The following is a 21,387-nucleotide window of genomic DNA, read 5'->3' as shown; positions in this document are numbered from 1 at the left end:
ATGGAGGTGATTTAAGATGTGGAAAATTATCATAATAATTACGCTTACCGCATCAATAGTTGCAAACTTTGTTCCGACACCGCTTGAACTTCAAAAAGCTTTTATTTCAGGTCAGAATTTTTATGCATCTGGAGATTTTAAAAAAGCGATAAAGCAATATGATTTGATCATAAACACGAAGAGCAAATTTTTAAACGAAGACAGTGTTAAAGTTCAACTTTTCAGCGGTGATCTCATTGTTAGTGTTAAAACCGCAGCTTACTATCAAAAGGGAAATGCTTTACGGAAACTTAAAATTACAGATGAAGCAATTAAAAATTTCAAAATTGTTGCGAATGAAAGGTTTGACTCACCATGGCTTTCCGCTCTTGCTCAATATCAGATCGCAGACATTTACTATGAAGAGGGAAAATTTGAAGAGGCGATTAAAGAAGCAAAAAATTTAATAAATAAATTTCCCACCGACGAGCGAGTTCCTAAAGCGTATTATACAATTGGTTGGGCTTTTAAAGAATTGAAAATGCTTGATAGTTCAATTTTCTATTTTAAAACCTTGATTGAAAAATACCCGAAAGACAACCTTATCCCACATTCAATGTATCAAATCGGGCAAAATTATTTTGAAAAAGGAAGTTATGATCTCGCTTTAAACTGGTTTAAAAACATAACGGAGAAATTCAGACCAGAAACATTTAAGAAAGAGGAATTTGAAAAAATTGAGCTTAAAGCGGTAAGAGAAAGGAAAGTTTTTGAAGCCGTCACCCGAAGGGAAGCAGAAGAAACACCTCTTGAGATAGTTGCCAAAGCAAGTTTAAGAATTGCGGATTGTTACAGGGCAATGGATAACTTTGAGGAAGCAATTAAATCATATAGAAATGTCATAGCAACTTATTCTCTTTTGCCGAGTTTGATTGAAACCGCATACATAAAAATGGCACAATATACATTTGAGAAAAAAGGACTTAACGAAGGCATTCTTGTGTATAAAGAAGCAATTGACAGAAATTTTGATAACAAGCAGTTGCGGGCAAAAATGCAGTATTTAATTGCGAAGGCATATCAGGATTCACTTCAATATGATAAAGCAGCAAATGAGTATGATTTTTACATCAAAGCGTATGGCGAAGTTGCATTTTTAATTGATTTCCCTGTTGAAGACGCAATTTATTCAAAGGTTATTTGCCTCTATAATGCGAAAAAATACAAGGAAACCATTGCTGAATGTGACTCCTTTCTTATCAAGTTTCCAACTTCTTCATATATTTCAGATATGCTTTTCTTTAAGGGGATTTCACATCTTGCGCTTGCTCAATATCAAGACGCAGAAAAATGTTTTGTGGATATAAAGACAAAATATAAAAACACACCTCAATATGTTCATGCCCGTGTTCAACTTGGGAGAACTTTTTACGAGTCAAAAAGATATGAAGAAGCAATAAATGAGTTAAACGAAGTTCTCTCTGAAAATCCGAAAGATTTGAATAAAGATGAGGTTTATTATTATATGCTTTTGATTTATTTTGACACGCAGAAATACGATAGTTTGTTAAATGTTTTCTCAAAAATATCTCCATCTTCAAGTTTCTTCTTGCCTGCTTTCATCAAGGTTTCAAAATCTTTCAGCATACAGAACAAGTTTGCGGAGGGCGAACGCTTTATAAAAGATGTTTTAAAAACAGCCGAAGCAATGAAAGATAGCATTTATTTCATTCCAGAAGTGCATTTCTCACTTGCGGACATTTACATTGGGCAAGGGAAATATAAAGAAGCAGTAAATGAATTAACATTTGTCATAAACGATGAGAGAGCGAATGCGATTTTAAAATTGCAATCACATTATGCCCGTGGTTCTCTTTATTACCAGCAAGAACAGTATAGCGATGCGATAAAAGATTTTGAAGTTTGTCTGTCAAATCAAAAGTTTAACGAAGTTTTATCGCAACTTGTCCCGCAGGTTAATGAGAAACTCGCTCTATCGTATGTTAAGTCAGGTCAGATTGAAAAAGGAATAAACTTTGTTTCAAAGTTGATTGATGTTTCGCCCGAACCGAGCGAGAGGATAAAATATACTTCGGTTTTGGCTGAAGCGTATTTTGAAGCGAAGGATTATAAAAACGCAATAAAACTGGCAAATGATGTCTTTCAGAGCGATGTTTCAGATGAAAGCATCGTTTCAAAGGCAGTTTATATACTTGCAAATTCTCACAGAGAAATTGGAGAATTTGATAAGGCGTTGAGCGTTCTTTCAAAAGCAGGAGAAAAATATCCGAATTCAAAATTTATACAAGATGTGTTTTTCACGGTTGGCGCAGTTTATTATGATAAAGGAGAATATGAAAATGCAATTGAAATTTTTGACAGATATTTGAAACTTTATCCGAACTCGGAAAATTACAAAAATGCTCTCTTTTTCCTTGCCTATTCTCAATTTCGCCTTGGATACTGGGATAAAGCGATAAACTGGTTCAGAAAATTTGTTCGTGAATTTTCAAAGGATGAATTTACAGCCGAAGCTTATTTTAACATTGCAGAATCATTTTACAATATGGGGAAGTATGAAGATGCGATTCGTGAATACAGAAATGTTTACAGAATTTTCCCGAACAGTGAATTCGCCCCGATAGCGATGTATAGCGAGGGTTGGTGCTATTATGAACTGCAAAAGCCCGAGCAAATGATTGAAATTTTTAAACAACTTGTCAAGCGTTATCCCAAAAGTGAATATGCTCCAATAGCTTTGTTCACGATTGGAGATTATTATTACAACTCAAAAGATTATACAAAAGCTCAAAAGGCGTATGAAGAATTCGTTGCATCTTATCCAGAACATGAAAAAGCAAGTGAGGCAAAGCAGTTGATACGTGATTTAAAATTGATAAATGTTTACGCAGAATATCAAGAAGCGATGAAATACTTTGACAACAAAGATTATAGAAAAGCAATAGAAGAACTGACGAAGATCTGGCAGAAGTACCCAGATTCAGATATAGTTGTTGGGTGTCGTGTGAATATAGCAGCAGCTTATGAACAACTTGGTGATTGGCGTAGGGCAGCGAAAATGTATGAGGAGATAATTCGTGATTATGAGAATTCAAATGATGACAACGCACGAGCAGCGGTTCTGTTCGCAAGGGAACATCTTGAATGGTTAAGGAGCAATTTCAACTTTTGAAAATAAATTTCGGTGATAATTTATGTTGCTTTTTATTGAGCAAAAATCGTGGTGGTCGTGGCTTTGGGATAACTGGCTTGTTGACATCATAATCAAAGGCGGACCTGCCATAATGGTTCCGCTTTTCATCTTTTCAGTGATTTCGCTTGGGATAATTATAGAAAGAATTTACAGGTATTTGCGAATTCCAAAGGATAAGAGAATAGCTTTAATTCTTGAGGAGGTTGAGAAAATTTTGAAGGAAAACAGAAAAATTGAGCCAGTTGTTAGTTATTTTGAGAATAAAAAAGATGCTTTATCTTTCGTATTTTTGTCGGTTTTAAAAAGATATGAATTTTTGCTTCAAGAAAATCGCTCAATTAACGATATGCGTCAGGAGCTTATGGATACAGCGGTTGATTCAACATCTGAATATCTTGAGGAATTCTTGCCTGTTGTAGCAACAATTGCGAATGTTGCGACGCTACTTGGACTTTTTGGGACGATTGTTGGAATGATAATGTCTTTTGATGAGCTTGCGAAAGGAGGTCGTGGTGATCCAGCGGTTGTCGCACATGGCATTTCAGTTGCGCTCTTAACGACAGCAGCTGGTTTGACGGTTGCAATTCCGTCGGTTCTTGGATATAGTTTTTTAAGAAGAAGAGCCGAAAAAATTACAAGGCGACTTGAACCGTTTGAAAATCATTTCATTAACACACTGCTTCGTGAACATGGCAGAATTGAAGCATATAAAGCAATAGTTGCAAGCATCTATAGGAATGGAAATTTAACGGAGGAAGAAAGTGAGTATTTGAGAAGAAAAAGAATTGAACTTGACATTTCCGACGATGAAGCAAACGCAATTGAGAAAGAAATAATTGAAAAATTGAAAGAGAAAAAAGATTAAAATTTTTGCCATGAAAAAAAAGAAAAACAACGATTATGCAGTTGACATTAACTTAACACCGATGATTGATTGTGTTTTTCAACTTTTGATATTTTTCATGGTGACGACTGTTTTTGCAGTTCAAAGCGGTCTTAAAGTTGATTTGCCTACGGCTGCTTCTTCAGATGCACCACCCGAGAAAGATTTGACAATTGTTATATCTTCAAATGGGGAAATGGATCTAAACGGAAGAAGAGTGACATTTGATAACCTTCAAGAGGAAATGCTCAAAGATAAGGAGATATTTGGTAGCAAAGTTTTGATAATAAAAGCTGACAAAAAAACTTTGCACGGGATTGTTGTGAAAGTTATGGATATTGCAAAGTTGTGCGGTATTGATCAACTTGCGATTGCTACGGAAAAGGAAGAAGAGGAAGTTCAAGTAAAATAGCGGATTTTATGAAATGAACAACGGAAATTACAAAATACCGGGAGTTGAGTTAAGTGATAAAATTGCGAAGTTTATTTATGACAACAGAAAGGCATTGTTGAAGTTTCTGTTGATAGCGTTTTTTATTCATAGTTTGCCGGTGATTTTGAACATAAAACTTCCGGAGAAAAAAGAAGCAAAACGTCCGCCCACGACAGTTAAATTCATTCAGCGTCCGCCAAGATTGACAAAGAGCATAGAATTTAGAAAGATGCCAACTATTGTTGAGCGCGTTCTTCAAAAATTTACAGCGCCTCAAAAACCACGAATGTCAGCTCGTTCAATGACAACCGCAGCTGTTCACGGTGGGACTTCGCTTGCTTCACTTGCAAGACCAGGCGAATATATAGAACGAACATATTCTCCGCCTGCAATCCTTTCAGGACCAAGTTTGAACTATGACATAACAGATACGCGTCAGGCTGGTAGAACTGTGAAAAGTTTGCAAGAGGAATTGATAAGTTATACAAATTTTATGGATAGATTTGAAGGATGGCTTGAAAGAGGGAGAAGCAAAGAGGATTGGAGAGGCTTTTTGAATGTTTATCAAGTTGAATACAGAAGCAGTAAATCTGCGCCAAATGGTGAGCCAATGTGGAATTACAGACCCGCTGCTTTACAAAATCTACAAAGATATGCAATGGAGGTTTTACCAAATCTTCAATTAAATTTGATGGGTTCAATACGACTTGATTCTAAAAACATTATGGATGTCCCAATTTTGATAATGATGGGATATGATGGTGAAGTTATATACACGAAGAATGAAGTTGAAAATCTTGCGAAGTATCTACGTTCCGGTGGATTTTTATTCATAGATGATGGGCTTGCCTCAGCTTATGGACCATTTACGCGCTCCGTTAAACAATTGATTAAAGATGCCTTGGGCTATGATGCGGTTTGGGAGAGAATTCCAAATAATCACCCGATTTATCACATCTGGAAAGATTTTGACGGTCCGCCAGCTGGTGATGATCTTGCAAGGGTTGATTCAAGAAGACCAGCAAGGGAAATTTATAATTATCTTGAAGGAATTTGGCTCGGTGGGCGACTTGCTGTTGTGCTTTCAAATAGAGGTTATACGCAAGCTTGGGGCGACTGGCCTTATGCGACACCCCCGCTTGACAATTCAAGACAATTGCAAATGGGTTTGAATATACTTATCTTCGCAATGAATCAACCCGGCGGAATTGTCGCCAAAAATAAAGAAAAAGTCGTAATGCAACAATAAATTTTTTTCAGGAGGGCGAATTAAGATGAAAATTAAGTTTTCAATAATCCTTGTTCTCATATTTTTGTCTGGTTGTGCTTATCTGCTTGAAGAAAATTATGATAAGATGCCCGAGCCGACAAAAGTTGTTCTTGCGGTTAAAGAGACGCTTGCAACAGTTGTGAAAGATAGCATTAAAATAAGTGTAAAATTGCTTACACCCGAAGAAATTAGAAAATTATCCGCTGGAAAAGTTTATGATAAAAAGGATTTTGAAAAAATTTTGAAAGACGAATACATAAACTATGCCGAAGAGGATAATGCCGAGATTTTATCCGCTTACAACGAGTATATGCACATACAGGAATACGGAAATTATTATGATGTTTTTGGAAATCCAATTTCACCACGAAATATCCCGAGCCCGTTTGAAGATGATTTCGGGAAAATACCGTATTTGATTTTTGATGTCAGAATAGAAAACATGCGAAATGATAAAATAGAAATTAAACCTTCTCTGTTCGTTTTACTTGATGATAGAAGAAATCAGTTTAGAACCCTTGAAATTGACGACATAATTCAAACCGAGACAGTGCCTTACCCAATGCGGTATATAACTCCATATACAATTTACGATCCATTCTGGGCTGGCTATCTTTTGACAAGTCAAAGAAGGACAGAACTTAACAAAAAATTTCTTCGTGAGATTTTGTTAAGAGACGAGAAAATATATCCAGGCGTTGTCAGAAGAGGTATCGTCGTTTTTAGAAAACCAAAAGAGAAAGTGAAATGGCTTTTGCTTGTTATACCCGAAATTGCAATTTATGATGAAAATGTCAAAACAAAAGAGATTGATTTCAAATTTGAGTTTGTAAATGAAAATTAAAGCACTTTTAAAAATGTTGAGAAAAATTGCTTTGATTCTGATTTTAATTTTTGCATTGACTGGATGCGATAATGTTTATCGTTTTCTATTTTTTCCACCTCAAAAAGTTGAATATGAAATCGTCCCCGATCTTGAGATGCTTAAAATGGTTGGAGATACAAGTTATTACATCGGGAAGGACTCAATGACCATTGTCTTTGACAAGGGAACTTTCAAAGTTGAGATAAAATATATGAGCGATTATCAACTTAACAATTTTGAATTTCCAGAAGAATCAAAAGGCGGAATTTATTCAACAAACCCATATACCTATGGCGACTGGGTTGATCCTGAACTTGGCTATACTCCAAATCGTTTTACCGTCTTTAAAGTTTCAATTTACAATTACACTGCACCAAAAATAAATTTTGACCCAGAAAACGCAATTTTATTAAGCGACAGAGGTGATAAATTCATCGCATATGGACTTGAAGCGAAAACAAGCAAGTTCCACAGCATTGAGGAGTATTACAGGGCAAGGAAAGGTTCAAGCGGAATTGATGAAGATGTCTTTGAAGCAAGGATGGGGATAGCAAGAAGAACTATGTTAACTTATGGACGTCCGCTATATAAAGGCGATAGCCGTGAGGGGCTTATTGTTTTTGATCCATTGTCGGAGGGAGTTGAAAGGGTTAAAGTTGTGCTGAAAAATTTTATAGTTGGATATGATGAAAATAATATGCCAAGTGATTTTATTGACATAAACTTTTATTTCAAAAGAGTTCCTGTGATTCGTAAAGTTGGCGAGGTTGAAAAGATCATTGCTTCTGCGAGTGAAAACATTGATATGAAAAGTTTGAAGGAAAAGGAAATAAAAATTTTTCAAGTTAAATACGGTGGGGATGGCGAAGAAATCGTTGAAGCGGGAATAAAAAATTTAATTGATTTTTTGAATAAAAAAGAAAATTTGAAAATTACATTTGAAAGCGGAAGAGCGGAATCACCAAGCATTGCAAAATCAGACCTTGTCATCATAAGCGGTGGTGTTGTCAAACCTCAATTCTCACCTCTTGCAGTTGATAATTTCGTCGCATGCATAAAAAACGGTGGAATAATTTTGATTGATGATCTAAATCATTCAAGATCAAGCCAGTTTAATCTCGGTGCAAGAGATTTGCTTGAACGCATAAAATCAAGATTTGACGGAAGTTATGTTGATAAAATTTTCTTAACCCATTCGGTTTATTCTATCTGGGCGAAGATAAAAGAGCTTCCTCTTGGAGCTGACGACATCGTTGAGACAAAAGAATTTGAGAGAGAAGAGAAATATAATTATCTTGAAGGTCTTTTCTGGCAAAAAAGATTAATTGTCGTTTTTTCAAACAAAGGTTATATGAGAATTTTAAGTAAGTTTGACAATCCACAAATTGACAACACATCTCAACTTCAACTTTTCTCCAACATTTTAATTTACGCCGTCTCAACTCGTCAGGTTGCGATGAAATCAGAGCGATAAATTTTACAAATTCTCAATGATGAAATTTGTTATAAGTGTGAAAAGATGATAGCGTGTGTCTCTGCCGGCTATGCTGTGGTCTTTGTTTGGATAAAACATCGTGTAAAATTGTTTTCCAGCTTTTTGAAGTCTATCAACAAGTTGAATTGTATTTTGCCAGTGAACATTGTCATCTGTCGTTCCGTGGATCACAAGATATTTACCTTTTAATGCATCTACATATTTTAACACAGAGCTTTCTTCATAACCTTCGGGATTTAATTCAGGTGTTTGCATATATCTTTCCGTGTAGATTGTATCATAAAGTTTCCATGTCGTAACTGGCGCAACAGCGACCGCAAGTTTAAATATATCGCCGAATTTGAAAAGTGTTAAGCTTGACATATATCCGCCGTAACTCCATCCCCATATTCCGATTCTCTTCTCATCAACAAATCTGTATTTTTTTACAAGGTAAATCGCTGCTTCCGCTTGATCTTTTGATTCATAATAACCGAGGTTTTTATAAATCACACCTCTAAATGCTTTTCCTCTTGCCCCAGTTCCACGCCCATCAACGCTGAAAATGATATAGCCATTTTGAGCAAGATATTGATACCAGAGGTAGTTTCCAAGATATGCGTTTCTCACTGTTTGACTTCCTGGTCCACCATAGACATAGAATAACACTGGATATTTTTTCGTTGAATCAAAATTTGCTGGTTTTATCATCCAGGCATTTAACTTAACACCGTCGCTTGTTTCAACGACTTCAAATGTAACTTCTCCTTTATCGTAGCCAGCAAGAATATCGTCGGGATTATCAACAAGTGTTCGGATAAATTTCCCAGTGTAATCATAAAGTTTCCACTTCGGTGGTTTCGTTATTGTTGAGTAATTGTCAATGAAAAATTTTCCACTTGGAGAAAATTCAACATTGTGCCAGCCCGATTCAAGCGTTAATCTCTTTTTTTGCGTTCCTTTGAAATTTATGACATATAGGTGCCTCTCAAGCGGTGAAACCTCTGTTGATGTATAATAAATTTTTCCATTTCGTTCATCAATGAAACAAAGCTGGTCAATTTCAAATTCGCCTTTTGTAATTTGATTTACAAGCTTTCCATCAATCCTGTAAAGATAAAGATGAAGCCACCCATCTCTTTCACTTGCCCATATAAAGTGTCTCTTATCGTTGAGAAATGTTAAGTAATCGTGAACATCAATCCAAGTGTTTGATTCCTCTGTTAAAATTATTTTTTGCTCGCCTGTTTTGATGTTGTAAAATATAAGTTCAAGTTTGTTTTGCAACCTGTTAAGTTTTTGATAAGATAAAATTTCTGGCTCTTTTGTCCATTGAATTCTCGGGATGTAAATATCTTCATTGCCAAAGTCAATGTATTTAACCTCGCCAGTTTGAACATTTGCAATGCCAATTTTAACTGTTGAATTCGGAAAACCTGCATAAGGGTAGCGTTGGTCTATCACTTTCAAATAAGTCGGCTCATAATCAATCAATTTGAAAACAGGAACATTTGATTGATCAAGTCGCCAGAAAGCGATGTATTTTTCATCCGGAGACCACTCATATCCGTCAATTATGCTGAATTCCTCTTCATAAACCCAATCAAAAAGCCCATTTAAAATTGTCTCCGAGCCATCAAATGTTAATTGTTTAAATTCACCTGTTGAGATATTGTAAATGAATAAATTGTTGCTTCGGACAAAACTAATATATCTTCCGTTTGGAGAAAATTTTATAATTGCCTGTTGTTCTTCGGTGTTTGTTATCTGTTTCAAAATTTTTGATTGAGTGTCATATAGGTAAAAATTACCGCCGGTTTTTAATCTTCTGGCTGGCAAACTTCCCGTGAAAAGTATGTATCTTTTATCCGGTGAGAAAAAGTAAGCACTGACATTTTTTGAAAAATTTTCAATTTGTGAGTCAAGTTGCGCATAAGAGACAATTTTTTCATCTTTTGCAGTTTTTAAATCATATTTGAAAATAGCCATTGATTTTGTCAGGGAATCATACTTTAAAGTTGTGTAAGCGTCTTCACCTGCTAACCATTGCTTGAAAAGAAAGTTTGTCCTGAATTTGTTAGTTTTGAAGATGTCTTCAAGTGTTAATTTCTTTTGGGCTTGTAAGGGAAGGATGAATATTAAGATGAGCAAGATAAAATTTAATTTCGCTTTCCTCATAAGAAATTTAAATTTTGTTTTCAATCTTATGTAATGTTAATTCAAAATTTTGAAAATTTCAAGCATTGATTACTCTTCGTTGGAAATGCTGACATAATCTTCACAATCAAGTCGGAGTTCAACAATTGAAAGGGGTTTGTTAAGAAAATTGCAATGGTGAGGTGAATCTGAATCCGGGTGAGCGTTTTTCTGAAAATATGCGCAGGAAAAACACATTCTTTGAAGTGTTATAATTCCAGCGTTGTAAAGCGACTCTATCAATTTGAATATAAAAGTAAGTATCGTTTCTTTTTCTTCTTTGTTAAATTTTTTCAAACTATCCTTCAAAGCATCAGCCCAAGATGAAATCTGTCCGGCAACTTTTCTACCTTTTGGAGTTAGTTTGATGATGTAACTTCTTTTATCATCTTTGCTTTCAATTTTTGAAATTAAATTTTTTATTTCAAGTGATGAAATCGCATCGCTTACAGTTGCTTTTGTAAGATTAAACTCATTTGCTATGTCGGTAATGCGACATCTTTGAGGTGGATTGAAAAGAAGATATGTTAAGAACTGAATTTGAATTGGGCTTAAATTTACATCTTTTGAAACATCCCAGAGCAGAGTTCTAAATACTCTTGAGATTCTCTCAAGCCCAGCGAGAATTTTAAAATCAATGTTTTCACTTTGTTCTTTTGGATCAAAGATAGAAGTCATTTCAAACTTGGTTTTATTTCAAAAAAGCGGGGCACGAAAGCCCCGCTATTTGCTTAAAATTTACTTCCTGTATTGACTAAAAACAAAATCTGTTGATTCCTGCGACGCATGGCAGGAAAAACAATCTTGTTCAGCATTTTTGACGACCCTTTCTTTCGTATTTCCCTTGAACGCTTCAAACCCCCATCCACCAGTTTCTTTGAACTTCCTTGAATCCTTATACATCACTCCAACAACTTTTCTCTCACCCTCAACATATGTGTTATTTTCAAATTTCGCTTCAAGAAGATCAAAAACAATTACAGAACCATCAGGGAATTTGCCTGTTTTATAGCCGGTGAGGGCTTTGCTGTTTGCGTAAATATGATGAATTCCACCAAAAGCATCGTAAAGCGGATGACCTTGTAAGATAAGCATTGATTTTACATGAACCCAGTTGCGGTATCCCTCTGGGTATGGAACAGTTGATTTTGATTCACCGGCGAGATTGAGAATTGATATTGAAACGGCAAGAGAAACAAGCCCGACGAGAAGAATTGCTTTTTTAATCATAGCTACACCATAAGTTTAGTTTTTAAATTAGTTAGGATTCCTAACAAATATAATAAATCAAAATCTAAAAGTCAAGTTTAAGTGGCTGGATTGGATCTGGGGTATTTAAGAAGACAAAATCGGAGGTTAGTTTTATGAAACTTGATTTTTTGGAATTCTTGTTTAAATTATAAACGGAAAATGAAAAAGAAATAAAAACAAAGCAGAGTTAAAAAGCGAGATTTGGCGTATAACAACAGAGAGCGGGAAAGAGCTATAATCGTTGGAGTTATCTTTCCAAATCAAACAAGGGCGCAGGTTGAGGAATATCTTGATGAACTTGAACTTCTTGCTGATACTGCAGGAGCTGATGTGATTTACAGAGTTTATCAAGAAAGAGAAAGACCTGATCCGGCTTTCTTCATTGGAAGGGGAAAAGCAGAGCAAATAGCAAAGATGGTTGATGAAGATAAAATAGATATTGTAATTTTTGATGATGATCTTTCCGGAGCACAAGTCAGAAATCTTGAGGAAGTTATTAACTGTAAAGTTATAGACAGAACAACCCTTATCCTTGATATTTTCGCTTCGCACGCAAGAACAGCGTCTGCGAAAATTCAGGTTGAACTTGCCCAGCTTGAGTATCTTCTCCCGAGATTAACCGGAAAATGGAGACATCTTTCAAAACAATATGGTGGGATTGGGACGAAGGGTCCAGGTGAAACTCAACTTGAAACTGATAGACGGCTTGTTAAGAGAAAAATCGCTATTTTGAAAAGAAAGCTTAACGAAATTGATAATCAAAGAAAAGTTCAAAGAAAGGGAAGACGAGATATTTTCAGAGTTGCTCTCGTTGGCTACACGAACGCAGGAAAATCAACCCTTCTAAATGTTATGGCTGATGCAAACGTTTATGTTGAAGATAAATTATTTGCAACTCTTGATGCAACGACAAGAGTCGTCAGATTATCACCAACGAGAAAAATTTTACTCACGGACACGGTTGGTTTCATAAGAAAATTACCACATCATCTCATCGCATCTTTCAAATCAACCCTTGATGAAATTGTTGAAGCAGACATCTTAATTCATGTTGTTGATATTTCAGCTGTGAATTTTAGAGAACAAATTAAAGTTGTTGAGCAAACGCTTGATGAACTTGGTGCTCTTGATAAGCCAATAATTACCGCATTTAACAAAATTGATAAACTTGAAGATAGAAGTTTGATTTACAATCTTGCAAATGAATTTAAAGATGCGGTCTTTATCTCCGCATCGCGTGGTGTTAATATCCAAGCATTGAAAGATAAAATTTTAAGCATCATTGATGATTATTATGTTGAAATTACAGGAAAAGTAAGCGTTTCAAATTCTGAAGCGATGTCTCTAATTTACAAACTTGGTGAAGTTCTTGATGTGAAATATACGGATGATGAACATTTGACCCTAAAAATTAAGATAGAAAAAAGACACCTTCCAAAAATTTCATCGTATCTTTTAAGTTGAGTTCATTTCCAACTGTCAAGTTCAACCGTGCACCAAGCTTCATTATCAACATATAAATCGTGGACTGATTTTATTTTCGGAAGTTTTCTAAGTTTAATTTTGTCATACGCCTCAACTCTAAAAAATGAGGACCTGAACCAATTGACATTAGGAATGCCGATTTTGAGTTTTCTGTTTATGAGGTAATAATTATAATTTTCAATCCATTGATTTTCATCTTCGGGATAATATGAGAAATCACGAATTATATCCGTTATAACCATCCCTGTTGAAAGTATAAACCTTTGAATTTGATACCACTTTTCAAGATTTGCTTCAATGTGCGTAAGCCCAAAATACCCAACCGAATTTCTCTTTTTCAATGCCTGCATACATCTGTAAATGAAAAGTATGAAGCCCTGCAATGTCTCAACAGGATCAGTGAGGAAGGTATCATATTTGTTCATTTCTTTTCTCGGAAAGGAATCAAGGACATCGTGTGTTATGGTTTTGATGTTCAGATTGTATTCTTTTGCGACATCGTTTATGAAATCGTTTAATCTCTTATCTATTTCAAGAACAGTTATATTTTTTGCAACGCCAAGCAATCCAATTACAATGCTTACAAGGTCATCGTCTCCAAGGATAAAGATTGATTTTCCTTCAATGTCTCCTCTTTCATACATGAAAATTGCTCTTCTTATCGCATCTTCAGCGCTTATAAAACCTTGGTCATATTCAATTGATGGCAGAGGTCTGTTTTTTACGATCTCTTTATAAGTTTCAAAAATTTTGATGTAATCACCTTTTATTTGTATCCCGCCTCTACAATTCTCACATCTTGGATCAGGATATGTTTTTAGTTTAGGTTGACCATTGAGATAAAAAATATCGTTTTCTCTTTTTATCACATTTTCTTTTAAGAGTTTGTTCAAGGTTTGGTATAGTTCTTTCAGGGTTCCATCCTGTCGGTTCATAATTTCCCAGAAAGTTTTCGGTCCAGATGAAAGCGAGCGTAAAATTTGATTCTTTATCCTTTCGTTCGCCATAACCACCGCCTTTGAATTTTTTTAAATAAATTTACAACTATGCGTGTTAATTTGCAAAGGTTGGGTTAATTACCGCTTTTTTGAATTATTTTCACCCCAATCTTTTTAAGCAGATCGTATGGAAGGGTTCCACCTATAAAGATAAAAACATAATCGTTCGGGAGTTCAATCTCTCCGTTTAGAGTTTTTAAAATTACCGAATTAGGTTTTATCTCTTTGACATTTGAATTAAAAATCACTTTGATTTTGCCCTCTTGTATATATTTTTGAATTCTTTCGCGATTTCTTTGCTTTATTGATTTGAAAGCATCCCCACGGTATGAAATCGTGATGTTGTTGTTTATTTGATTTGCTAAAGCCATTGCGGATTCCACAGCGCTGTCTCCTCCACCAACTACAAGGATGTTGCAGTTGTTGTAATTTTCTGCTTCAATTAATTTGTATGAAACTTTGCCAAGTTCTTCACCTGGAACGCCAAGTTTTCTCGGAGACCCGCGCCTTCCAAGGGCAAGGACGACATTTTTGGCATAATAACTTTCTCCTTTTTCAGTTAAAACTTTGAAAAGCCCATCTTCAACTACAATGTCAACAACTTTTTGCTCCGTCTTTATGTTTAGAGAAAATTTATTAACAATTTCAATCCAAGCTTGATATAGCGTCTCCTTTGGAACTTCATAAAATTTCAACTTGCCATAGAGTGGAAGTTCAACGGGAAAAGTCATTACAATTTTTTGTCTTGGATAGTGCAAAATTGTTCCTCCGATGTTCTCTTCTTGTTCAAGCGTTATGTATTTTAGTTTGTATTTTAGCGCAGAAAGAGAGGCGGTCAATCCAGCCGGACCAGCACCTACAATTATAAGGTCATATTGTTCTTGGGTTTCGCTTTTGGGTCTATTTTTTGCGATATATTCAATACATTTTTTTGCTTGTTCAACCGCGTTTCTAATTAATCCGATACCACCAAGTTCGCCTATGATAAAGATGCCCTCAACATTCGTTTGATAATTTTCATCAACTTCTGGGACTTCAATAACTTTTGTCGGGCTACCAAGAACAAGTTCAATTGCTCCAACAGGACATACTTGGGCACATAAGCCATGTCCAACACATTTATAACCATTTATGATCGTCGCCTTACCTTCAACAACTTCAAGGACATCTCCTTCTGGACAAGCCTTAACACAGCTACCGCAACCTATGCAAACATTTTGATCTATTTTTGGATGAAGCCCGTATGCTTCAACCAATCCATCAATTTTAGCTTCTTCAAGTTTTTTCTTTGCTAATTCCTCTTTTCTCCTGAATCTAATGTAATACGGAACAAAAATAACGAAGATCAAAAAAATAGTGATGCCAAGCGTCGCTAATGTTTCCATAAATAATCTCTGTTGATTTTTAGAATCTATACGAGATCTCACCGAAAATTAAATTTGTGCCTGCTGATTTTTGCCAGTTTCTTTCATAGTCAATTAAAACGCTATAACTTTTGCCAATGTTAAAAATAAAGCCAGCGCGCAAAATTAAATTTGTAAATTTCTCACCAACGGACGCTGTATAAGCGTATGAGGTAAAATTGCAATTCAATCCGATGTTTCTATTACTGAAAAATTTTTCAAATGAAATTTCTTCGCTCAAAATTTTGCTGAAACGTGTATTTGCGTATGATAAACCAGCTGTTATGTCAAACCCTGATGAAAAAATATCGTCAATGCTGACATACCCAGATGAAAAAGAATCTTTTCTTTTTTCGCCTTGAATTGAGCGAAGTGATGAAGTTAAATTTAAAGTTATGTCAAAAGGCAGGTTTATATAAAATCTACCGCGGAGATCGCTTCTAAATCTTTTATCAATGATTGAGTCCGGCAAATTTTTCATTGTTTCAAAAAGATATGCGCTTCTATAAGTGTTAAAATCAAGTGAGAATCTGAACCAGTTCAATGGTGTAAATGACAAAGATGTGAAAACATTTCGGAAATTTAATTTTTTAACAGTTTGTCCATTTGTTGATTTGTTTAAATCAACCTGCGCAGATAGATATATATCTGTTAATTTGCTAACTCTGATGAAGTTTTGAACATAAAGGAATTCTTCTTCTAGTTTTCTGTTTTTGAGAATTTTTGAGTATGAGAGCGACATTCTTCCGGAGATTGATGAATTTCTAAAATCTTTTGCGATAAAAAACGAAAATTTTGGATTTGAAAAGTTGAATGTGTTGTTGTCCATTTGTGGTTGAGTTCCCGCTACAAAGCCAAATGAAAGAGTTTGATTTCTCATCATTAGTTGAATTCCATCGCTTCCGCCGATGCCCGGGCTTTGGTATGGGAAAATCCTTCCTGCCGAAAGGACAAGATTTGTGAGTTGGTATTCAATTGAGAGTTGGTAAATCAAAAGCCGGGTTTGTTTATTTGACGAAATTGGACTTTTTGAGAAATTATTCTCAATTTTTGCATAGGTGTTAATTTTTAGATTGTCAAAAAAGAACTTGTCAAAATTTGCAACGAATAAAAGAGCGGGTCTTTGATAGCTGTAAGATTGTGAAAACAGGGAATAATTTTGTAGTGCAATCCTGCCATGCGACTTTAATGTCTGTCCTTTTTTAGTTAAGGCTTTAAATTCAACCTTTTCAGTTTGTAGCTTTACATTGTTTTCTTTGTTTTGTTCGGATAAAATTTTTACCTCGTGTTGTTCTTGGACTTGTTCTTTAATTTTTCGCACTACGGCGATATCCCCAATTTTTATATTTTTGACTTTCTCAAATTCTGATTTTGCTTTAGAATACTGTTCTGAAATATCTGTGATAAACAATGAGTCAATTTTTGAGTCATTTCTGAAAATTAATACTGTGTCATTTACCGAGAGCCCATCTTTTGCGCCGATGTCAAAATAAACTTCGTCAATTGTTAAAAAAATTACTTTACCTTTTATTTCAATTGTATCCTTTTTTATCTGAGCGAATAAGTGGAGTTTAAATAATAACAGAGATACCGTCGCAAAAAACAAGATTTTAAACTTTGAAGTTATCATAGAGCACCAAATTTAGTTTTTAAACATTTCTATGGCAAGAATAGCAAGCAGAACTTTCATATCTATAACCAGATACATTTCTATGCTTTCTATCAGTTGAAGCTTGCGAATGGCAATATGTGATGCATGAAAAGTTTTTGTAATCCGCTGGATTAATATGACAATCGTTGCAACTTCTCCATTTGTTTCTATGCTCTCCCGAGTAAATTCTGAAAAAGTTTTTATCGTGATCAAAATTAGTTGCAGGTCTCCAGCTTGAGGTATTGTGACAAACTGAGCAATTGGTTGGGAAACCAGCAAGTTGATGATTTGGATTTGTTGTTTGTTCATATTGCGTTTTATGACAGCTGTAACAATCTGCGGGCAAAGTTAAGTTAAATTCCCAGTTTTGATGGCATTTATCACAGGATATAATAGCATGAGCCCCTGTTAGAGGAAATCCAGTTTTGTTGTGAAACGCTCTTTCCCCATGCCACGAAACTGTTTTAATCGTATGGCAATCATTGCAGTTTTTGCTGAAATTTAAAGAGATATGGTTTGGTTTTTTCGCTTCAATGTAATTTTTCTCGTGGCAGGATATGCATTCAAGTGGAATTAAATAAGTTTGAAAGATCCCATTTTTTAAATGACAACTTTCGCACTTTACAGATGCATGAGCGCCAAGGAGAGGAAATCTTGATTTGTTGTGTTTTCTTACAACATCATATAATTTCCATGTCTTGAAAGAATGACAACTCTGACATTTGTCTCCAAGGTTGCCATTGTGAAAATCAAAATGGCAGGCAGAACATCTTGATTCAACTTTAGAAAAAATTAAACTTCCATCTTTTTCTTTCTTATGACAATCAATACAATTAAGTCCAGCGTGTGAGTCAAGCAGTGGAAAGCCAGTCGTTGAGTGATCAAAGTCAATTTTTTCCTTTATCGGTATCCATTCAGATGTTGTATGACAGTTTGAGCAATCAATTTTAATTTCGCCATGCGGTGATTGTGAAAACACAAAACTTGTAATTAATAAAAGCAAGGGAAAATATCTAAACATCTTTCGGTAAAAATTTTTGTTTTTAAACATTTCTATGGCAAGAATAGCAAGCGTTGTTATCATAGATGTAGCCCGAAACATTTTTGTGTTCATTATCTATTTTTGTTCTGTTGTTATGACATTTCGTAGTGCATGAGAACTCGTTAAACGAATTCGGAGCTGAAAGATGACAATCAGCACAAAGTTTCCATCGCCCCTTAGAAAAACTATGTTTTCCAGAGTAGATTTTAAAGTACTGAGCATCGTGATTAAAGCTTGATGGTCTCCACCCGCTTGTTGTGTGGCACATTTCACAATTATACGGATAACCAACTGTATGCACAGGTATAAGCGCATTAGCATAGTTGTTTTGATGACAGGAATAACAATCTGTTGGAGTGCCTTTGTAAGTTGATTTATGGCAATCTTGACATTGAACTGCTGTATGTTTTCCAGTTAATGCAAAATTTGTTTTGTTATGGTCAAATGTAGCAGGTCTCCATCCATTTGTCGTATGACATTGTTCACAATTTGTTGGAAAACCAAGCAATTTATGATCTGGATTTGTCGTTGAAGCAAAATTGTTTTGATGACAGGAATAACAATCTGTTGGAGTGCCTTTGTAAGTTGATTTATGGCAATCTTGACATTGAACTGCTGTATGTTTTCCAGTTAATGCAAAATTTGTTTTGTTATGGTCAAATGTAGCAGGTCTCCATCCATTTGTCGTATGACATTGTTCACAATTTGTTGGAAAACCAAGCAATTTATGATCTGGATTTGTCGTTGAAGCAAAATTGTTTTGATGACAGGAATAACAATCTGTTGGAGTGCCTGTTAGCGTTCCTTTATGGCAGGATGAACATTCAACTGTTAAGTGTGCACCTGTGAGTTTAAAACTTGTTTTATTATGGTCAAATGTTGATGGTTTCCAGCTATTTGTTGTATGACATGAACTACACTCATGATTAATTCCTGAATTTACATGATTGGGATTTTTTGCATTTACGAAATTATGTTGATGGCAACTAAAACAATCTGCTGGGGTGCCAGCAAATATCCCATTATGACATTTATAACAATCCGTCATAGCGTGTTTACCATCAAGTTTAAGAGGTTGGTCAGGATGAACGAAATTTATGTTTTTCCAAGTCAGCGCATTTACAGGATGACATTCAACACAATTTAAGCTAAATTTGGCAAGTGCATGATTTGGAAAAGATACATTTTCATAATTTTTCTTATGACATCCATAACATTCAACGGGTAAGGATGAGAATTCGGCAAGTGATTTATGGCAAGATGAACAATCAAGATTTTTATGAGCGAACGCAAGTGCAAATCTGGTTTGATTATGCTTTTCACGAAAATCTGGAATTTTCCATGTATCAAAGTTATGACATCTCTGACATTGAAGACCAAGGGTTGATTTATGAAAATCGTAATGGCAGGCGACGCATTGCGTCGGCGTTTTTGAAAATATAAGTTTCTGATGGCAATCATTACATTTTATGCGACTGTGTTGCCCGAGTAATTTAAAGCCAGTTTTATCGTGGTTAAACTTTATTTTGTTTAAATCAACCTTCCATGTTTCAGTTGTATGACAATCGGAGCAGGGAAAATTTATCTTTCCGTGTGGTGAATTCTGCGAGTAAGCAAAACTTTGAAAGAGAATAAAAAGCAAAATTAATCTAACCAGCATGGCAACCCTCACAATTTATTGGCAATGGTTTATATCTCGTAAAATTACCTACTGGTGAATTCTCAATTTTATGACATTTTTGACATTCTAATTTTTCATGAGCCCCTGTAAGTTTAAATTTTGAATCAGTGTTGTGGTTAAATTTAAGTTCTTTCCAACCTTCTGGGGTGTGGCATCGTGAACAATCCGTATAAGAATTATTGCTTGCAAATTGTCCAAGATGTATATCTTTATGGCATGATTCACATTCAAGTGGTGTGTTGACATACTTTACAAATTGAAAATTATTCACTGTTAATTTTTCGTAATGACATTTATTGCAAGGAACTTGATTATGTTTTCCATCAAGTTTAAATTTCGTTTCGTTGTGATTAAATTTTAAATCATCCCATTTTGTCGTTTTATGACATCTTTCGCAGTATGTTTCGCCTTTATCGTTTGCAAACTGGTTTCCGTGGTTGTCAATGTGACATGATTGACAAAGCAAATTAATCCAATAAAAGTTTTGGGTGTTATTTATTCTATGGCACTTGAAACATGGAATTGTTAAGTGTGAATCTGTTAATTTAAATCTTGTCTCAAGATTATGTCTTGTCGTTGTGAAAGTTATCAGGGCAAACCCGCTGGTATTATGACAATCCGAGCAATCCCCTTTTGATTTTCTTTTCATAAAGACCCCGCCGTGATAGTCCGTGTGACAGTCAAGGCATAACTTGTGTCTAATTTTGAAATTGCTGATATAATCACTTTCATTTTTGATCTTTTTGACTTTGTTATGGCATTTTTCACATTTGAGTAAATTATGCATACCATCAAGCTTGTAATCTGTTAAGTTGTGGTCAAATTTTATTTTTAAATTTTGCCATCCGGTTGTTGAATGACATTTTTCGCATTCGCCGAATTTACCTTTATGGAAATCATTATGGCAATTTGAACAACTTGAAAAGATTAGATTTTTAAAAACGGTAAAGAGCACATTTCCTGATTTAGATTTCGGATGACAGGAATAACAATTTACATTTTTATGAAGCCCGGTGAGTTTAAATCTTGCCTTATCGTGGTTAAATGTTTTTAGAGCCAGATCCCATTTTTCAAATGTATGACATTCAAGGCAGTTTTGACTTAGCTGTCCCATATGAGCATCTTGATGGCAATCCAGACATTTTGTTCCAAGTCCGAGGAAAGTTCCGTTTTTGTATTTCTCACCTTTAAAAAATTTTTGATTATGGCAACTTGAACATTTTAATTTTGCATGAGCTCCTTCAAGTTTAAATTTGGTGAGGTTGTGATCAAAAGATTTTTCATCAAAGTTTACCAACTTGAAATTTCTTCCAAAATGTTCTTTATGACAATTTGCGCAATTTTCATCTTTAACGAAATAGTGGTATCCCTTTTCGTTTGAGATTAAATTTTTTATCTCAGTATGGCAGTTCAAACATTTATCATTTGTAATTTTTTGAGCAACGGCGTGACATTTTAGACAATTATCTACGCCTTCAAGATTTTTATGTGATTCGGATAATTTCCCCGGCGATATTTGGAGTAAGATAAGCAAAATTATGTATGTGAAATTAAACATATGT

At 35.0% G+C, this 21,387-nt stretch carries 16 protein-coding genes; 7 read left to right on the top strand and 9 right to left on the bottom strand.

The window, feature by feature from the left end:
* Nucleotides 1–16 precede the first annotated feature (16 nt).
* Genes AWW83_RS02995 through AWW83_RS02970 form a run of 6 tightly spaced genes read left to right on the top strand, consistent with a single transcriptional unit; the run spans nucleotide 17 to nucleotide 8,118 of the window.
* The gene (locus tag AWW83_RS02995) at nucleotides 17–3,172 is read left to right on the top strand and encodes a tetratricopeptide repeat protein (RefSeq protein ID WP_092348239.1); all 3,156 of its coding nucleotides are present in this window, start codon (nucleotides 17–19) and stop codon (nucleotides 3,170–3,172) included.
* Nucleotides 3,173–3,194: 22 nt separating this feature from the next.
* Nucleotides 3,195–4,058, top strand: coding sequence for a MotA/TolQ/ExbB proton channel family protein (locus AWW83_RS02990; RefSeq protein ID WP_092348233.1), 864 nt, complete (start codon nucleotides 3,195–3,197; stop codon nucleotides 4,056–4,058).
* 10 nt (nucleotides 4,059–4,068) lie between these two features.
* Nucleotides 4,069–4,488, top strand: coding sequence for an ExbD/TolR family protein (locus tag AWW83_RS02985; protein ID WP_092348229.1), 420 nt, complete (start codon nucleotides 4,069–4,071; stop codon nucleotides 4,486–4,488).
* 13 nt (nucleotides 4,489–4,501) lie between these two features.
* Nucleotides 4,502–5,758, top strand: coding sequence for a DUF4159 domain-containing protein (locus tag AWW83_RS02980; RefSeq protein ID WP_092348226.1), 1,257 nt, complete (start codon nucleotides 4,502–4,504; stop codon nucleotides 5,756–5,758).
* A 25-nt stretch (nucleotides 5,759–5,783) separates the two neighbouring features.
* On the top strand, nucleotides 5,784–6,623 hold the full coding sequence (locus AWW83_RS02975; RefSeq protein WP_092348220.1) for a hypothetical protein: 840 nt from the start codon (nucleotides 5,784–5,786) through the stop codon (nucleotides 6,621–6,623).
* The gene (locus AWW83_RS02970) at nucleotides 6,613–8,118 is read left to right on the top strand and encodes a DUF4159 domain-containing protein (protein ID WP_092348217.1); all 1,506 of its coding nucleotides are present in this window, start codon (nucleotides 6,613–6,615) and stop codon (nucleotides 8,116–8,118) included. Before AWW83_RS02975 ends, AWW83_RS02970 begins: the two co-directional genes overlap by 11 nt.
* 3 nt (nucleotides 8,119–8,121) lie before the next feature.
* Here the strand turns inward: AWW83_RS02970 and AWW83_RS02965 are convergent, their stop codons facing one another.
* The 3 genes from AWW83_RS02965 to AWW83_RS02955 form a co-directional block, all read right to left on the bottom strand.
* Nucleotides 8,122–10,296: a S9 family peptidase gene (locus tag AWW83_RS02965; RefSeq protein WP_143713871.1), complete on the bottom strand. Its 2,175-nt coding sequence runs from the start codon at nucleotides 10,294–10,296 to the stop codon at nucleotides 8,122–8,124.
* 69 nt (nucleotides 10,297–10,365) lie between these two features.
* The gene (locus AWW83_RS02960; RefSeq protein ID WP_092348215.1) at nucleotides 10,366–10,992 is read right to left on the bottom strand and encodes a MarR family winged helix-turn-helix transcriptional regulator; all 627 of its coding nucleotides are present in this window, start codon (nucleotides 10,990–10,992) and stop codon (nucleotides 10,366–10,368) included.
* A gap of 60 nt (nucleotides 10,993–11,052) precedes the next feature.
* Entirely contained in the window at nucleotides 11,053–11,544 is a 492-nt protein-coding gene (locus tag AWW83_RS02955; RefSeq protein WP_092348212.1) for a cytochrome P460 family protein, read from the bottom strand.
* 222 nt (nucleotides 11,545–11,766) lie between these two features.
* Between AWW83_RS02955 and hflX the strand changes: the two genes are divergently transcribed.
* A complete protein-coding gene (hflX, locus tag AWW83_RS02950; RefSeq protein ID WP_092348210.1) occupies nucleotides 11,767–13,029 on the top strand; it encodes a GTPase HflX in 1,263 nt (420 codons plus the stop codon).
* Nucleotides 13,030–13,031: 2 nt separating this feature from the next.
* Here hflX and AWW83_RS02945 read toward each other — a convergent pair whose 3' ends face one another.
* The 6 genes from AWW83_RS02945 to AWW83_RS02920 form a co-directional block, all read right to left on the bottom strand.
* Nucleotides 13,032–14,057 carry a bis-aminopropyl spermidine synthase family protein gene (locus tag AWW83_RS02945; RefSeq protein WP_092348207.1) on the bottom strand — a complete coding sequence of 342 codons (1,026 nt, stop codon included), beginning with the start codon at nucleotides 14,055–14,057 and terminating at the stop codon, nucleotides 13,032–13,034.
* A gap of 65 nt (nucleotides 14,058–14,122) precedes the next feature.
* Entirely contained in the window at nucleotides 14,123–15,433 is a 1,311-nt protein-coding gene (locus AWW83_RS02940; RefSeq protein ID WP_092348204.1) for an NAD(P)-binding domain-containing protein, read from the bottom strand.
* Between the two features lie 19 nt (nucleotides 15,434–15,452).
* Nucleotides 15,453–17,081: a hypothetical protein gene (locus tag AWW83_RS02935; protein WP_092348202.1), complete on the bottom strand. Its 1,629-nt coding sequence runs from the start codon at nucleotides 17,079–17,081 to the stop codon at nucleotides 15,453–15,455.
* A 19-nt stretch (nucleotides 17,082–17,100) separates the two neighbouring features.
* The gene (locus AWW83_RS02930) at nucleotides 17,101–18,216 is read right to left on the bottom strand and encodes a hypothetical protein (protein ID WP_143713870.1); all 1,116 of its coding nucleotides are present in this window, start codon (nucleotides 18,214–18,216) and stop codon (nucleotides 17,101–17,103) included.
* Entirely contained in the window at nucleotides 18,146–19,804 is a 1,659-nt protein-coding gene (locus AWW83_RS02925; RefSeq protein ID WP_092348196.1) for a hypothetical protein, read from the bottom strand. The genes AWW83_RS02930 and AWW83_RS02925 overlap by 71 nt, the downstream gene beginning before the upstream one ends.
* Complete coding sequence (locus tag AWW83_RS02920; protein ID WP_092348193.1) at nucleotides 19,794–21,383, bottom strand: hypothetical protein; 1,590 nt, start codon at nucleotides 21,381–21,383, stop codon at nucleotides 19,794–19,796. Before AWW83_RS02920 ends, AWW83_RS02925 begins: the two co-directional genes overlap by 11 nt.
* Between the last annotated feature and the right edge of the window lie 4 nt (nucleotides 21,384–21,387).

This window comes from Candidatus Chryseopegocella kryptomonas, from assembly GCF_001536065.1.
In the GTDB taxonomy this organism is placed as follows: domain Bacteria; phylum Bacteroidota; class Ignavibacteria; order Kryptoniales; family Kryptoniaceae; genus Kryptonium; species Kryptonium kryptomonas.
The sequence above is the reverse complement of the archived record's forward strand: the minus strand, read 5'-3'. Positions and strand labels throughout refer to the sequence as shown.

What these genes read in the sequence shown, in the direction of transcription:
- AWW83_RS02995 (WP_092348239.1), top strand. Translation starts at nt 17, where the DNA reads ATGTGGAAAATTATCATAATAATTACGCTTACCGCATCAATAGTTGCA.
- AWW83_RS02990 (WP_092348233.1), top strand. Translation starts at nt 3,195, where the DNA reads ATGTTGCTTTTTATTGAGCAAAAATCGTGGTGGTCGTGGCTTTGGGAT.
- AWW83_RS02985 (WP_092348229.1), top strand. Translation starts at nt 4,069, where the DNA reads ATGAAAAAAAAGAAAAACAACGATTATGCAGTTGACATTAACTTAACA.
- AWW83_RS02980 (WP_092348226.1), top strand. Translation starts at nt 4,502, where the DNA reads ATGAACAACGGAAATTACAAAATACCGGGAGTTGAGTTAAGTGATAAA.
- AWW83_RS02975 (WP_092348220.1), top strand. Translation starts at nt 5,784, where the DNA reads ATGAAAATTAAGTTTTCAATAATCCTTGTTCTCATATTTTTGTCTGGT.
- AWW83_RS02970 (WP_092348217.1), top strand. Translation starts at nt 6,613, where the DNA reads ATGAAAATTAAAGCACTTTTAAAAATGTTGAGAAAAATTGCTTTGATT.
- AWW83_RS02965 (WP_143713871.1), bottom strand. Translation starts at nt 10,296, where the DNA reads ATGAGGAAAGCGAAATTAAATTTTATCTTGCTCATCTTAATATTCATC.
- AWW83_RS02960 (WP_092348215.1), bottom strand. Translation starts at nt 10,992, where the DNA reads ATGACTTCTATCTTTGATCCAAAAGAACAAAGTGAAAACATTGATTTT.
- AWW83_RS02955 (WP_092348212.1), bottom strand. Translation starts at nt 11,544, where the DNA reads ATGATTAAAAAAGCAATTCTTCTCGTCGGGCTTGTTTCTCTTGCCGTT.
- AWW83_RS02945 (WP_092348207.1), bottom strand. Translation starts at nt 14,057, where the DNA reads ATGGCGAACGAAAGGATAAAGAATCAAATTTTACGCTCGCTTTCATCT.
- AWW83_RS02940 (WP_092348204.1), bottom strand. Translation starts at nt 15,433, where the DNA reads ATGGAAACATTAGCGACGCTTGGCATCACTATTTTTTTGATCTTCGTT.
- AWW83_RS02935 (WP_092348202.1), bottom strand. Translation starts at nt 17,081, where the DNA reads ATGATAACTTCAAAGTTTAAAATCTTGTTTTTTGCGACGGTATCTCTG.
- AWW83_RS02930 (WP_143713870.1), bottom strand. Translation starts at nt 18,216, where the DNA reads ATGAACACAAAAATGTTTCGGGCTACATCTATGATAACAACGCTTGCT.
- AWW83_RS02925 (WP_092348196.1), bottom strand. Translation starts at nt 19,804, where the DNA reads ATGCTGGTTAGATTAATTTTGCTTTTTATTCTCTTTCAAAGTTTTGCT.
- AWW83_RS02920 (WP_092348193.1), bottom strand. Translation starts at nt 21,383, where the DNA reads ATGTTTAATTTCACATACATAATTTTGCTTATCTTACTCCAAATATCG.